Origin of the sequence: Streptomyces sp. NPDC002232 (assembly GCF_042890295.1) — a bacterium.
GTDB lineage: Bacteria > Actinomycetota > Actinomycetes > Streptomycetales > Streptomycetaceae > Streptomyces.
On record NZ_JBIARV010000002.1, the window covers coordinates 875909 to 891175 of the forward strand.

The 15267-nt window shown below is 73.1% G+C and carries 10 protein-coding genes; all 10 read right to left on the minus strand.

Annotated features, from left to right (window positions below; translation table 11 throughout):
• Window positions 1-34: 34 nt before the first annotated feature.
• Window positions 35-1021 (minus strand): UDP-glucose 4-epimerase GalE, encoded by a 987-nt coding sequence (gene galE, locus ACFYXU_RS10775; RefSeq protein ID WP_376510522.1) that lies wholly within the window; start codon window positions 1019-1021, stop codon window positions 35-37.
• A 125-nt stretch (window positions 1022-1146) separates the two neighbouring features.
• Window positions 1147-2301 carry a glycosyltransferase gene (locus tag ACFYXU_RS10780; RefSeq protein WP_376510524.1) on the minus strand — a complete coding sequence of 385 codons (1155 nt, stop codon included), beginning with the start codon at window positions 2299-2301 and terminating at the stop codon, window positions 1147-1149.
• Entirely contained in the window at window positions 2294-5080 is a 2787-nt protein-coding gene (locus ACFYXU_RS10785) for a CDP-glycerol glycerophosphotransferase family protein (protein ID WP_361404409.1), read from the minus strand. Before ACFYXU_RS10785 ends, ACFYXU_RS10780 begins: the two co-directional genes overlap by 8 nt.
• A gap of 208 nt (window positions 5081-5288) precedes the next feature.
• Complete coding sequence (locus ACFYXU_RS10790) at window positions 5289-6926, minus strand: glycosyltransferase (protein WP_376510526.1); 1638 nt, start codon at window positions 6924-6926, stop codon at window positions 5289-5291.
• Window positions 6927-7089: 163 nt separating this feature from the next.
• Window positions 7090-8529, minus strand: coding sequence for a GTPase ObgE (gene obgE, locus ACFYXU_RS10795; protein WP_329855167.1), 1440 nt, complete (start codon window positions 8527-8529; stop codon window positions 7090-7092).
• Window positions 8530-8636: 107 nt separating this feature from the next.
• Complete coding sequence (gene rpmA, locus ACFYXU_RS10800) at window positions 8637-8891, minus strand: 50S ribosomal protein L27 (protein WP_003976205.1); 255 nt, start codon at window positions 8889-8891, stop codon at window positions 8637-8639.
• 13 nt (window positions 8892-8904) lie between these two features.
• Window positions 8905-9225 (minus strand): 50S ribosomal protein L21, encoded by a 321-nt coding sequence (rplU, locus tag ACFYXU_RS10805; protein WP_018487143.1) that lies wholly within the window; start codon window positions 9223-9225, stop codon window positions 8905-8907.
• A gap of 245 nt (window positions 9226-9470) precedes the next feature.
• Window positions 9471-13316 (minus strand): Rne/Rng family ribonuclease, encoded by a 3846-nt coding sequence (locus ACFYXU_RS10810; RefSeq protein ID WP_389457347.1) that lies wholly within the window; start codon window positions 13314-13316, stop codon window positions 9471-9473.
• A 233-nt stretch (window positions 13317-13549) separates the two neighbouring features.
• Entirely contained in the window at window positions 13550-14341 is a 792-nt protein-coding gene (locus tag ACFYXU_RS10815) for a TIGR03936 family radical SAM-associated protein (RefSeq protein ID WP_361393587.1), read from the minus strand.
• A 230-nt stretch (window positions 14342-14571) separates the two neighbouring features.
• Window positions 14572-15234, minus strand: a complete 663-nt coding sequence (locus tag ACFYXU_RS10820; RefSeq protein ID WP_389457349.1) for a hypothetical protein — start codon at window positions 15232-15234, stop codon at window positions 14572-14574.
• Window positions 15235-15267: the final 33 nt, after the last annotated feature.

Below are 15267 nucleotides of genomic sequence, written 5' to 3' on the forward strand. Positions count from 1 at the left end.
GAGCCCATGCTCCCCGGCCCTTGTCGTACGGGTCCTAGACGGTCGCGCCGCGGCGCGCGACCCAGCCGGTCCAGGCCGACTCGATCATGTCGCGCACGTCGTGACGGGCCTTCCAGCCCAGCTCCGACTCGATGCGGTCGGCGGCGGCGACGACCCGGGCGGGGTCGCCGGGCCGGCGCGGGGTGACCAGGGGCTCGGTGGTGTGGTCGGTGATCTCGTTGATCAGCCGGACCATCTCCGTGACGGACACGCCCTCGCCGCGGCCGATGTTGACCGTCAGGTCGCGCGGCTCGCCCGCGACGGACCAGTCGGCGAGCTTCCGGGCGGCCACCAGGTGCGCGTCGGCCAGGTCCTCGACGTGGATGTAGTCGCGGATGCAGGTGCCGTCCGGCGTCGGGTAGTCGTCGCCGAAGACGCGCGGGGACTCACCCGCGTCGAGGCGCTCGAAGACCATCGGCACCAGGTTGAAGACGCCGGTGTCGGCGAGCTCCGGGGCCGCCGCGCCCGCCACGTTGAAGTAGCGCAGGCAGGCCGTGGACAGGCCGTGGGCCTTGCCGACGGCGCGGACCATCCACTCGCCGACGAGCTTCGTCTCGCCGTACGGGCTGAGCGGCAGGCACGGGGTGTCCTCGGTGACGAGGTCCACGTCGGGCATGCCGTAGACGGAGGCGGAGGAGGAGAAGAGGAAGCTCTCGACGCCGGCGGAGACCGCCGCGTCGAGGATCGTCCGCAGACCCGTCACGTTCTCGTGGTAGTAGAACAGCGGCTTCTCGACCGACTCGCCGACCTGCTTCTTGCCGGCCAGGTGGACGATGCCCTTGACCTGGTGCTCGCTCAGCACCCGGTCGAGGAACGCGCGGTCGAGGACCGTGCCCCGCTCCAGGACGATGCCCTCGGGGACGCGCGCCGGGTCGCCGGTGCTGAGGTCGTCGACCACGACGACGCGCTCGCCGCCCTCGGTCATTGCTTTGACGACGTGGGAACCGATGTAACCGGCGCCGCCGGTGATGAGCCAGGTCATTCCGACAGTGTAGTCACAGCCCCCGTGCCCTCCCGGGGTGCGCGGAAGTGGCCCCGGACACGGCGCGGCCCCGCCCGGACGTGTGCTCGGGCGGGGCCGGGGAGTGGCCGTACGGGGCCGTGGGACTAGCGCTCGGCCTCGGCGAACGCCGCTTCCCACTGGTCGAGGACGTGCGGCAGCGCCAGGTGCGCGACGTGCTCGCGGCCGGCCCTGCCGTACCGCCGGCGCATCGCGTCGTCGTCCATCAGCTCGCCGAGCGCGGCGGCGAGTCCCGGCACGTCGGCCGGCGGGACCAGGGTGCCCGAGACGCCGTCCGCGACGAGTTCCCGGACTCCGCCGGAGACGTCGAAGCTGACGCACGGCACGCCGCAGGCGGCGGCCTCGGCCAGCGCCATCGGCCGTCCCTCGCGCTCACTGCTGATCGCGACGACGGACAGCTCGCGGTAGGCGGCGGCCATGTCCTGGGCCGTGCCGCGGAAGACGACCTGGTCGGCGACGCCGAGGTCCTCGGCCCGCATCCGGAGCTCGTTCTCCAGCGGGCCCTCGCCGAAGAGGTGCAGCTCCCAGCCGTCGCGGCCCTGGTGGGCCTGCGCGAAGGCCTCGATCATGCGGTCGTAGCGCTTGATCGGGTCGAGCCGGCCGACCGCACCGATCTTGCGGGTGTCGAGCGGCGCCAGCTCGTCCGGGAAGAACGGCAGCGGGTTCGGCATGACGCGCACGTTCGGCACGCGCTGGTTGACGAACTCGACCGCGTCGCCCTCGGAGAGCACCAGGGTCTGCTCGAGCGCCGGGTAGTGGCGCCGGATGAGGCCCAGGTTGGCGCTGCGCTTCGCCTGCGCGAAGGACTCGTGGTACTGCCCGATGCCCTTGAGGTGACGCCACTTCAGCGGCATGACCCAGTCGACCGCCCACGGCGAGCCGAAGACGATGTAGCCGTCCTCGACCTCGGCGAGCTTGCGCTCGAACTCCGCGCGGGCGTTGTCGCGGTCGGACCGGGCGCGGCGGGCCTCGGCCCGGCGCGCCAGGCTGATCCGGTCGCCGACCGTACGCACCGGCGGCTTGGGCTCGGAGGGGGCCGGGTAGAGCGTCGAATGTCCGTACGCGCGCGTCGCGTTGTACGGGAAGGGCTCCGGGCTCGGCCGGATGCCGATCAGCTCGACGCGGTGACCGCGCTCCCCCATGCCCTGGGCGAGGGTGTGCAGCACCCGCTGGGATCCACCCATCGAGTCGACGTCGATGCCGACGAAGAACACGTTGCGGACAGGGGAGGCCTCAGTCATGGGTGCCGCCTTCGAAAAAAGCATCGACCACCATCTTGCTGGCGTGGCCGGTCTCGTACGAGCAGAACATTTCCTGGAAGCGCGCGTACCGCTCGGCGTGCCGCTGCTGGGTGCCCTCCAGGTCCCGCACGGCGGCGGCGAGGTCCTCGGTGGTCTGCACCATCGGGCCGGGCGCGATCTCCTCGAGGTCGTAGTACGTGCCCCGGTCGCCGCCCTTGTACGCCTCGTAGTCGTCCGTGTAGAGCAGGATCGGACGGCCGGTGTTGGCGTAGTCGAACATCAGGGACGAGTAGTCCGTGAGGACCGCGTCGGAGGCCAGCATCACGTCGTTGATGTCGGCGTAGGAGGAGCCGTCGCGCAGGAAGTGACCCAGCTCCGGAGCGATCTTGAACCGGTCGTACGGGTGCGTCCGCACGACGATGATCCACTCGTCGGAGAGGTGCGGGGCCAGCGCCTCCAGGTCCACCCGCACCGACTGTCCGGTGCGGCGGGCCGCGTCACGGAACGTCGGGGCGTAGAGCAGGACCTTCTTGTCGGCCGGGATGTCCAGCGCCTCGCGGACGGACGCCGCCCTGGCCTGCTGCTCGGGCTCGGCCCAGCGCACCAGCACGTCGTTGCGCGGGTAGCCGGACCGGATCAGGTCGGCCGACACCTCGAAGGCGGGGACGAAGGTCCGCTCGAACTCGGCGCTGGGGCAGACGAGGGCGTCCCAGCGGCCGACGGCGGCGCGGAAGCGCCCCTTCTCGATCTCCGAGGCGCCGCGCAGCGAGGGCACGTCGAAGCCCATCGCCTTGAAGGTCTGACCGTGCCAGGTCTGGAGGTACCGGGTGCCCTTCGGCTTCGGGTACAGGTAGGGCAGGTTGTGCGAGTCGACCCAGTGGGTGGCACGGGCCAGCGCGCGTCCGTAGGCGAAGCTCCCGCGCCTGACGAGGGTGACGTCCTCCGGGAAGGACGAGCGGTCGCCGGAGTAGGCCCAGACCACGTCGATCGGGAGGTTGCGGCGCTTGAGCTCCTCGTAGATGTAGCGAGGGCTGTCCGCGTAGCCGCGGCCCTCCATCGCCTCGAAGACGGCGAGGCCGCGCTTGCGCCGGGGAAGCCGGGCCACGGCGTCGTACGTGGTGGCCTTGCCCTCGTTGCCGATCAGGATCTTCCTGACCTTGCCGACCTTGCCCTTGGCCTTGCGGGCGACGGGGCCGAGGGGTTCGAGGGACTTCAGGACGCCGGACCGCTGCCAGGTGACCTCCAGGCGTCCGGCACCCTTCTGCTCCGCCCTGACGCGGAGGTGGTGGATGCCGAACCGGTGGTACGTGACGGTGGCGCGGAACTCCGGCTGGTCGTGCTCGGCGAGCAGGATGTCCGTGCGGCGGGCTCCGTCGCGCTCCAGGGAGACGACCGGGTGGCGGCGGGTGGCGACGCCGACCTTGCCGACGGGGACCTTGCGGAAGTCGACCTCGGCCTCGGAGACGTACTCCCCCTCGCCCTGCGGGCGGAGGGTCAGCGGCACCGTGAGCGGGGCCTTGTGGGCGGCGAGCTTGACCGAGGCGACGGTGTTCTCGGTGATCAGGCCGGCCGGGTCGTACGTGTGGATCTGGAGGCGGAGGACCGGGCCCCGCATCGACACGGAGGTCAGCTCGTGCCGTATTCGGCCGGTGGCGAGCACCTGCTCGCGCATGTACCACTCGCTGATGTCCAGCGCGTCGCGGCTCGCGTCGTCGGCGGGGGCGACGGCACCCCAGTAGGTGGTCCCGCCGTCCTCCGTCACGAAGCGCGGGGCCAGCTGCGGCCGGCCGAGCTGACGGGCGGCGATCTGGAGGTCGGCCAGGCGGCCGGTGCGCAGCAGGTGGATGCAGACGCGCTCCTCGCGGGAGAGCCGGGCGTAGGTGTCGTCGGATATCTCGTCGAGGTACGGGTTCACCACCTCGGCGAACTCGGCGGTCCACTCCAGGTCCCGGAACGGCAGGTCGCCCAGGTACAGACGGAAGTCGTGGCGGAGGAACTTGTAGTCCTTCTCCGCGCGCAGTCCGCCGTGGCCGTTCTCCTCGAACCAGGTGTCGATGAGCCGGGCCACGCCGATGCGGTCCGCGACGTTCTGGATCTTGTGACGGCTGGAGGAGATGGAGACGCTCTCCGGCGCGAGGCGCCAGGTGTAGACCGACCACGGGACGACGGCGAAGGACTCCGCGAGCGAGAACGCCTGCGCGGAGAACAGCTGGTCCTCGTAGTGGATGCCCTCGGGGAAGGTGAGGGCGTTGTCGCGGATGAAGGCGGTCCGGTAGAGCTTGTTCGTCGACAGGTGGTCGAAGAAGTACTCCGGCGCCTCGGCGATGCCGTTCACGACCCGCTTCTCGGTGAAGAGGTGCGGGTACCAGAGGCCGGTGGTGTTCGTCTCCTCGAAGAGACGGGTCACCTCACCGGTGACGAAGTCGACGCCGGTCTCCTCGGCGACGAGGAGCAGGCTCTTGCAGGCGTGGCGGGGCAGCTCGTCGTCGCTGTCCAGGAACATGACGTGCGGGGCGCGCGCGACGGCTATGCCGCGGTTTCGGGGCGCGCTGCAACCGCCGCTGTTCTGCTCCAGACGCACGTAGCGCACGCGCGGGTCCGAGGCCTCCAGGGCGCGCGCGACGCGCTCGGTGCCATCGGTCGAACAGTCGTCGGCGATGATCACTTCGAGGTTGTTCAGGGTCTGGTCGAGCACGGACCGGACCGCTCGGGGGAGCCGTTCCTCATCGTTGTACACGATGATGACGACGCTCACATCAGGGACGTCGCTAGTCGGCATCCAAGTCCTCTCACAAGTGCGTGCGGCGGCGACCGGCACACGTTCCGAACCACGCACGGCGCTTCCCGCGCCGCGGTCAACGGCGTCGCTGCCTTCGGTGGTGAAAGGTGCCGCCCCCCTCGTTCCGACGAGCGCCACCCGGCGACCGGAAAGACTACCCGGCAGGAGGAATTGTTCCATACCTGCTCTCCCCGGCATTCGGTGATGTTCACCGCATGGCAAACAGCCTCTTGAAGCGTCCGGAGACCACCTGACGCGCGCCCAGGCCGCCTCCCGCGAGGCGCAGGATCAGCCCGCGCCGCGCCGAGGCCACGACCTGCACGAGCAGCACCCGGCCCAGTCGGCCGAGGACCATCCCGCGCCGTCCCACGAATCCCCGCGGGGCCCTGACCTCGGCGCTTCCGGTCGAACCGTCGGCGTACCGCAGCTCGGCACCGAGCGACCAGGCGGCGAGCCGGCCCGCGCGGACCAGCTGCGAGGTCGGCACCGACACGGTGGCCGTCCAGCCCTCCCCGGCGGGGACCAGCGGCGCGTCCGCCGACACCTCGTCCGCCGAGACCCGCTCCGTGAGGACGACGCGGACGGCGCCGGGGCGCAGTGCGGCCACTCGGCCGTAGAGGTCGTGGACGGTCAGGGTCAGCCGGGTGGACGCGCCGACGGTCACGGCGCCGTCCACGGCCACGGGCAGTTCCCCGGGCGCGAGCTCGGCGAGACCTTCCAGGGGTACGTCGGCGGGCGCGGCGGACAGCACCGGGGCGCCGTCCTCGGCGCGCGGGTAGGGCGGCACGAGCCGGGGGCGGGGCGCGGCCAGCTCGACGAACCGGGTGAGCTCAGGCCCGCCGGGGACGGCGGGGAGCGCGACGAGTCCGGCGTGCAGCCAGCGGGACGGGACCCGGGCCGCGGCGACCGCGGCGGCCTCGAAGCCCGTCAGGTGGGCGCGGGTGGCCGTCCACCAGCCGGCCCGGTAGTCGGCGGTCCGCTGCGGCAGTTCGCGCAGGTACATGGGGAGGTCGTAGTCGAGGAACTTCGTCTGGGCGGCGCGGGCGAGCGCGGACCGGCCCGCCGCGCGGAACACCTCGACGACCGCGGCGTGCGCGGCGATCCGGTGCTCCCAGTTGGCCGGCGAGGCGCGGCGCAGCGAGATCGACAGGGTCGCGGCCTGCCGCCGGACGTGCCACACGTACACGGGGACGTCGGTGACGGCGAGCCGGGGGGTGGCGGCCTGCACCCGGGCGCTGAAGACGAAGTCCTCGTAGTGGAAGGCGCCGTCGGGGAAGCGGATGGCGTGCCGGTCGAGGAAGTCCCGCCGGTAGAGCTTGTTGACGGAGAGGGTGTCGAGGACGAACTCCGGGTGGCCCTCGACGCCGTCGAGGACGGTGCCGGGGAGGGTGGCGCCCTGGGACACGTCGTACAGCGAGGGCGCCCAGACCGTCTCGCGGCCCTCGGGGAGTTCACGCCGCACGCAGATGCCGGCGACGACGTCGGCGTCCCGCGCGGTGGCGACGGCGAGCAGTCCGTCGACGGCCCCCGGCAGCAGCAGGTCGTCGCTGTCGAGGAACAGCACGTACGGATGGACGGCGGCGTCGATGCCGTCGTTGCGGGGGGTGCCGCAGCCTCCGCTGTTCTCCCGGCGGATCACCGGGCGCACCCGCGGTTCGTCGGCGAACGAGGCGAGGACCTCGGGGGTGGTGTCGCCGGAGGCGTCGTCGACGACCACGACCTCGCCGACCGCCTCGCCCTGCGCGAGCGCGGAGCGGACGGCGTCGCCGACGTGGGCCGCGTCGTTGTACGCGATGACGACGACACTGACACGCGCGGTGGCCTGCGGCCGGGGGGTCTCACTCACCCGTGAATCCTACGTGTCCCCCGGATGGACGAGGGGCGCCCGGACGCCGGGAGCGGACCGGCCGGGCACCCCGTGGGTGCCCGGCCGGTCGGCGCCGTCGGCGCCGGGGGGAGAGCCGGTCGGCGGGGGCGTGCGTGCCCCCGTCCGGTCCGGTTCCCGCCCGTTAGAACGGGTCGAACTCGTCGTACTCGCGCTGCGCGTCGTCGCGCGCCGCGTCGCGGTCGCGGCGGCGCTGGGCGGCGGGACGCGGGGCTTCCAGGCGGTGGTCCTCACCGCGGCGGCCGAGCATCTCGGCGCCCGCCATCATGGTCGGCTCCCAGTCGAAGACGACCGCGTTGTCCTCGGCGCCGATCGCGACGCCGTCGCCCGCGCGGGCACCGGCCTTCATGAGCTGGTCCTCGACGCCGAGGCGGTTGAGGCGGTCGGCCAGGTAGCCCACGGCCTCGTCGTTGTTGAAGTCGGTCTGGCGGACCCAGCGCTCCGGCTTCTCGCCGCGCACCCGGTAGACCTCGTCCTGCTCGTCGTACGTGACGGTGAAGCCCGCGTCGTCGACGGCCTTGGGGCGGATGACGATCCGGGTCGCCTCCTCCTGCGGCTTGGCCGCGCGCGCCTCGGCGACGATGCCGGCGAGCGCGAAGGAGAGCTCCTTGAGACCCGTGCGGGCCACGGCGGAGACCTCGAACACCTGGTAGCCGCGCTCCTCCAGGTCCGGGCGGATCATGTCCGCGAGGTCCTGGCCGTCCGGGATGTCGATCTTGTTGAGGACGACGATGCGGGGCCGGTCCTCCAGGCCGCCGTACTGCTTGAGCTCCTCCTCGATGACGTCCAGGTCGGTGACCGGGTCGCGCTCGGACTCCAGCGTCGCCGTGTCGAGGACGTGCACGAGCACCGAGCAGCGCTCGACGTGACGCAGGAACTCCAGACCGAGGCCGCGGCCCTGGCTGGCGCCCGGGATCAGACCCGGGACGTCCGCGATCGTGTAGACGGTCGAACCGGCCGTGACCACACCCAGGTTCGGGACGAGCGTGGTGAACGGGTAGTCCGCGATCTTCGGCTTGGCGGCCGACAGGACGGAGATGAGCGAGGACTTGCCGGCGCTCGGGTAGCCCACGAGCGCCACGTCGGCGACGGTCTTGAGCTCCAGGACGATGTCCCGCGACTCACCGGGCTCGCCGAGGAGCGCGAACCCGGGGGCCTTGCGGCGGGCCGAGGCCAGCGCGGCGTTGCCGAGGCCGCCGCGGCCGCCCTGCCCGGCGACGAAGGTGGTGCCCTGGCCGACGAGGTCGGCGAGCACGTTGCCCTTCTTGTCCAGGACGACGGTGCCGTCGGGCACGGTCAGGACGAGGTCCTGGCCGTCCTTGCCGGAGCGGTTGTCGCCGGCGCCGGGCTGACCGTTGGTCGCCTTGCGGTGCGGGGAGTGGTGGTACTCGAGGAGCGTGGTGACGGACTGGTCGACGACCAGGGTCACATCACCGCCCCGGCCGCCGTTTCCGCCGTCGGGTCCGCCGAGCGGCTTGAACTTCTCCCGGTGGACGGAGGCGCAGCCGTGGCCTCCGTTACCCGCGGCGACGTGCAGCTCGACGCGGTCCACGAAGGTGGTCATGGGTGTGCCTCCAGAGAATTACGTGCGGAATGTCTATCTAGTAACACGCGAAAGGCGGACCCGCTTCCCGTACGGGAAGTGAGGTCCGCCTCCGCAAAGAGTTCCGATCAGGCGACCGGAACGATGTTCACGACCTTGCGGCCACGGTGGGTGCCGAACTGCACCGCGCCGGCCTGCAGGGCGAACAGCGTGTCGTCGCCACCGCGACCGACACCCGCGCCGGGGTGGAAGTGGGTGCCGCGCTGGCGGACCAGGATCTCACCCGCGTTGACGGCCTGACCGCCGAAGCGCTTCACGCCGAGCCGCTGGGCATTCGAGTCGCGCCCGTTCCGGGTGGACGATGCGCCCTTCTTGTGTGCCATGTCTCAGTCCCTCTTACTTCGCAGCCGCGGGGATACCGGTGACCTTGATCGCCGTGTACTGCTGGCGGTGACCCTGGCGACGGCGGTAGCCGGTCTTGTTCTTGTAGCGCAGGATGTCGATCTTGGCGCCCTTGTGGTGGTCCACGACCTCGGCCGTGACCTTGATGCCGTCCAGGACCCACGGGTCGCTGGTCACGGCGTCGCCGTCGACAACGAGCAGGGTCGAGAGCTCGACCGTGTCGCCAACCTTGGCAGTGGAAATCTTGTCAACCTCAACGATGTCGCCGACAGCAACCTTGTGCTGGCGACCACCGCTGCGCACGATGGCGTACACGCGGATCTCTCTCTCACTCGGGATCGAAACCTCTGAAGCCAGCCGCTCACACGGACCCGAGGGCCCGCGGCGTTCCGGAATCGGACGAGCGGCCTCTCCCGACGAGCGGGAGGGAGGTGCTCAGAGGCGCGGCATGTCGATCAGACACGCCGACGGTCTAGGTTACGGGCGGCTGCCACAGGGGGTCAAATTCGCCCGGGCGGGTGCGGGCCGTCCCGGGGAGGGACGGCCCGCACCCGAGGGGGTCAGTCCTGGGCCGGGGCGGCGGTCTTCTCCGCCGCCTTCTTGGCCGGGGCCTTCTTGGCGGTGGTCTTCTTCGCCGCCGTCTTCTTGGTCGCCGCCGTCTTCTTGGTGGCGGCCTTCTTGGCCGTGGTCTTCTTCGCCGCGGTCTTGCGCGCCGCCGTCTTCTTGACGGGGGCGGGCTCGGCCTCGGCGGCCTCGGCGGCCTCGGCCGGCGCCTCGGTGGCCGCGGCGGGGGCCGAGGTCACCACGACGACGGCCGCCTCCTCGGCGCCCGAGGGCGAACCGGCGGGAGCGGTGGCCTTGCGGACCACCCGGCGGCGGGCGCGCGGCGGGGCGGCCACGGGGGCCTCCTCGACGACGGGCTCGGGCTCCGCGACGGGCTGCGCCTCGACGACCGGCTCCGGCTCCGGGGCGGTCTCGACGACCGGCTCGGCGACGACCTCGGCGGGCGCCTCCGTGGTGGAGACGACCGGGGAGGTCACCCGGCGGGTGGCACGACGACGTCCGCGCGGGGCCGGAGCGGCGGTCTCCTCGACCACCGGCTCGGGCGCGGCCACCGGCTCGGGCTCCGCGACGGGACGGGCCTCGGCCACCGGCTCGGCGACGGGCGCCGGCTCGGGGGCGACGGTCTCGGTCTCCACGACCGGGGCGACCGGCGTCGAGACCACCGGGGCGGACACCCGGCGGGTGGCGCGACGGCGGCCACGACCGCGCGTGGCGGCGGCCTCGGCCTCGGCGACGGAGCCGTACAGCTCCTCGTCCGGGGCGATCGGCACCGGCACGGCCACCGGGGCGGCCAGCTCCGCGGCCACCTCGGCCTCGGTCTCGGTCTCGCTCTCGGCCGTCTCCGCGGTCTCGGCGTGCTCGTGCTCGTGGACGTGCTCGGCGCCGCCGCGGCCGCGCTTCTTCGAGCGCTTGCCGCCGCCCCCGCCACCGGCGGTGGTCGGCTGCTCCATGTGCACGATGACACCGCGGCCGTTGCAGTGGACACAGGTCTCGGAGAAGGACTCCAGCAGACCCTGGCCGACCCGCTTGCGGGTCATCTGCACCAGGCCGAGCGAGGTGACCTCGGCCACCTGGTGCTTGGTCCGGTCCCGGCCCAGGCACTCCAGGAGGCGGCGCAGCACCAGGTCGCGGTTGGACTCCAGGACCATGTCGATGAAGTCGATGACGACGATGCCGCCCAGGTCGCGCAGCCGGAGCTGGCGCACGATCTCCTCGGCCGCTTCGAGGTTGTTCCTCGTCACGGTCTCCTCGAGGTTGCCGCCCTGGCCGGTGAACTTGCCGGTGTTGACGTCGACGACGATCATCGCCTCGGTCTTGTCGATCACCAGCGAGCCGCCGGAGGGCAGCCAGACCTTGCGGTCGAGCGCCTTCATCAGCTGCTCGTCGATCCGGTACGTCGCGAAGACGTCGACCTCGCTCGTCCACTTGGACAGGCGGTCGGTCAGGTCCGGGGCGACGTGGTGGACGTAGCCGTGGATGGTCTCCCACGCGTCGTCGCCGCTGACGATGACCTTGGAGAAGTCCTCGTTGAAGATGTCGCGGACGACCCGGACGGTCATGTCCGGCTCGCCGTACAGCAGGGTCGGGGCGTTGCCGCTCTTCGCCTTCTTCTGGATGTCCTCCCACTGCGCCTGGAGCCGCTCGACGTCGCGGCGCAGCTCGTCCTCGCTCGCGCCCTCGGCGGCGGTGCGCACGATGACGCCCGCGTCCTCGGGGACGATCTTCTTGAGGATGGTCTTCAGGCGGGCGCGCTCGGTGTCCGGGAGCTTGCGGCTGATGCCGGTCATCGAGCCCTCGGGGACGTACACGAGGTAGCGGCCCGGCAGGGAGACCTGGCTGGTCAGGCGGGCGCCCTTGTGGCCGATCGGGTCCTTGGTGACCTGCACGAGGACCGACTGGCCGGACTTGAGGGCGGACTCGATGCGGCGGGGGCCGTGGCCCATGCCGAGCGCCTCGAAGTTGACCTCACCGGCGTACAGGACCGCGTTGCGGCCCTTGCCGATGTCGACGAAGGCGGCCTCCATGGACGGCAGCACGTTCTGGACCTTGCCCAGGTAGACGTTGCCGACGTACGAGGTGGCCTGCTCCTTGTTGACGTAGTGCTCGACGAGCACGTTGTCCTCGAGGACGCCGATCTGGGTGCGCTCGCCGTTCTGGCGGACGACCATGACGCGCTCGACGGCCTCGCGGCGGGCCAGGAACTCGGCCTCGGTGATGATCGGGACGCGGCGGCGGCCCTGCTCGCGGCCCTCGCGGCGGCGCTGCTTCTTGGCCTCCAGGCGGGTCGAGCCCTTGATGGACTGGACCTCGTCCGACGGCTCGGCCTTCTCGCGGGCCGGGCGGGGCTCGCGGACCTTGACGACCGTACGGACGCCGTCCTCGTCGCCGGCCTCGGTGTCGGCGGATGCGTCCCCGCTGCGACGGCGGCGACGGCGACGACGGCGGGAGCTGCTGGAGCCGCCGGCGTAGGCCTCGGCGTCGTCCTGCTCCTCCTCGGAGTCCTCGGAATCCTCGGACTCGTCCTCGGCGTGCGGCTCCTCGCCCTCCTCGGACTCCTCGGCCTCGGCGAGCTCACCGCGACGGCGGCGGCGGCCGCCGCGACGGCGACGGCGCGAGGGACGGTCCTCGTACTCGTCCGTCTCCTCGGCCTCCTCGTTCTCCTCGGCCTCGTCGGCGGAGGCCTCGACCTCGGGCTCGTCGGCGACGGTGGCCGGGACGGGCTCGACGGCGACGGGCTCGCCACGACGGCGGCGACGACGGCGGGAGCCGCCCTCGGCGCGCTCGGCGGCCTCGGGCTCGGCGGCCTCCACGACCTCGGCCTCGACGGTCTCGACGGTCGCGGCGGTGTCTTCGTCCTCCGGCTCCTCGACCCCGGCGGCGGCGGCCGCGGCGGCGGTCTCGGGCGTCTGGAACATCGGCTCGGCGAAGACCGGCGCCTGGAAGACGGCGACGGAGGGACGCGCGGAGCGGCGCGGCTCGCGGGCCGGGGCCGGCTCGGAGGTGAACTGCGGCGAGGTGACGCGGCGACGGCCTCGGCCACGGGTGGCGGCGGTCTCGGCGGCGGCGACCTCGGCCTCGTCGGCGGCGATCTGCTCCACGGCGGCGCGCGGCAGCGTCTCACCGGTGGGGGCGGCCTCGGCGGTCACCTCGGGCGAGGTGGCCTTGCGGGTGGCGCGGCGACGGGTACGGGCCGGCGGGGCGGCCTCCTCGACGGCCTCGGCGACGGCCGGCTCGGCGGCGGCGACCAGCGCGGCGGCCGGGGCCTCGGTCTCGGCGGCGGCCTCGGCGGGCGCTCCGGCCGGAGCGGTGGCCTTGCGGGTGGCGCGACGGCGGGTCCGGGCCGGCGGGGCGGCCTCGGTCTCGGCCGGTGCGGCCTCCGCGGCGGGGGCCTCGGGGGCGACCGGCTCGGCGGCGACGGCCGACTCGGGTGCGGCGGTCTCCTCGGCGGCGGCCGGGGAGGTCACCGGCGAGGTGGCCTTGCGGGTGGCGCGGCGGCGCGGGCGGGCCGGGGCGGCCTCGGTCTCGGTCTCGGCCGGTGCGGCCTCCGCGACCGGCGCGGCGGCCTCGGCGACCGGCTCCACGACCGGCTCGGCCGCGGTCTCCACGGCGGGCGCCGTGGCCTTGCGGGTGGCGCGGCGGCGGGCCCGGGGCGCCGGGGCGGCCTCGGTCTCGGCCGGAGCGGCCTCCGCGGCGGGGGCCTCGGCGGCCGGGGCCTCCACGGCGGTGGTCTCGGCGGTGGTGCCCGTCACCGGCGGACCGGCGGGGCGGGAAGCGGCGCGGCGCCTGCGGCGCGGCGGCAGCTTGTCACCGGGGGCATTGGTGTCTTCGTTGGACTCGAGCATGCGGGGTTCTCCCGTCACGCTCCCGGGCGCCGCGTCTGGTTCCGGTCCGGCGGCACGGTCGCGCCTGTGGCGCGGTGCCGCCGTCCGGGGCGCGGGCGCCGCACGGGAGCTCTGTGTCTGGCTCGCCGGTTCCGTACGCCCTGTGCGGACGGCCTGGCGAAAGTCTCCTGGTCAGTGCGCTGCCCGACCCAGGTGGCTCCCGAGTACCAGGGCGGCGCTACGACGACCGCTCCCTACGCGGTACCGGTACCCGGCGCCGTCGCCGGGGCGGTCGCGGCGGCCGTGGGTGAAGCGGCCGTGACTGCCTCGCGGTCGGGCGCGAGCGGGTCGGTCACCGTGCCGGACTCCTCGTCGAAGAGCCCCTGCGCCAGCCTGGTCACCGCTGCGGGGACCGGCGGCGCCAGGTCGGCCACAGCTCGGAGACCGGACAGGACGTCGTCGGGTCGCACGGCAGGTGTCACGTGCCGAACAACCAGCCGCAGTATCGCACAAGCGCTGTCCAGCGGCCTATCACCCTGGGGATCACCCTGGGGACGGACCGCCGTCAGCTCGCTGACGGCGGAGCGGGCGTCGAAGGTGCGGACGCCGTTCTTGGTCTTGCGCTGTACTTCCACCGTCTCGGCGGCGAGAAACGCGTCGACCGCCTTCTCGGCGTCCTCGGCGCCGACGCCCTCCAGGCGCAGCTCCCACACGGAGGCGGTGAGCCGGTCGGCGAGACCCGAGGTCCGGGCCTCGACGGCGTCGGTGATGTCGAGGCCGTCCGGGAGGGACTCGTCGAGCAGGACCCGCAGGGTCTCGGGGTCGCGGGCCTCGGTGAGCGCGATCTCCAGGTACTCGGCCTCGGAGCCGGTGCCCGTCGGGGCGGCGTTGGCGTACGACACCTTGGGGTGCGGGGTGAAGCCCGCCGAGTACGCCATGGGCACCTCGGCACGGCGCAGCGCACGCTCGAAGGCGCGCTGGAAGTCACGGTGGCTGGTGAACCGGAGGCGGCCGCGCTTGGTGTAGCGCAGTCGGATGCGCTGCACCGCCGGTGCGGGCGGCGGGCCTTCGGGCTGTCGCTTGCCCAGTGGTTCTTCTCCTCGGTGCGGGGCGACGCGGGTGCGCGCCGTCCACGAGATGTACGGGTCGCCCCGGGGGTCCCGCCCGGTTCACCCCCGCTTCCGCGGGGAGATCTCGGGGGCGGGCGCCGCGCCGGGTACGTTCGTTGTACTACCCAGAGTACGCGCCCGGGCCACCTCCGGTTCCCCGGGCCGGGTCAGCGCGGTGCGCCGAAGAGGGCGGTGCGCACCTCGCGGGCGGCGGCGCGCACGGCCCGGGCCGCGGCGGCGGCCGGGCGCCACACCCAGGTGCGCAGCACGTGGCCGATCGGGGTGAGGATCACCCGGTACGCCCAGACGAGGGGCCGGCCGACCGCGTGCCACAGCACCAGGCCGATCAGGCGGCCGAGGGCCGCCGAGATCCGTCCCGCCACGCGCCAGGCCCGGGCGAGCACGGCGCCGACCGCCCGGCCGACGGGTGCCAGCACGTACTGCCACAGCCACCGCAGCGGTGTGACGACCAGCAGGTCGACCACCCACCACAGCGCCTTGAGGACGGGGAGCAGCACCCGGGGCCCGAGCCACCTCAGCGGGGTGACGACGAGCAGGTCGACCACCCACCACAGGGCCCGGCCGAGGGGCACGACGACCCACTCCCACAGGAACCGCAGCGGGATGAGGAGCAGGTGGTGGATGAGCCATCCGAGGGCGCGGCCGACGGGGGCGAGGACCCAGCGCCAGAGCCGCTCCAGGCAGAAGACCAGGGCGTCCCACAGCAGCCGGAGGGGCAGGACCACCACGAGGGCGATCGCGCGCGCCACTCCGGTGAGACAGCCCACGGGCTCGTGCTGTGGCTGTGGCCTGGTGTTCTCCGTGTTCATGCCGGAAATGACGCGACGGCCCGGCGAGGGGTT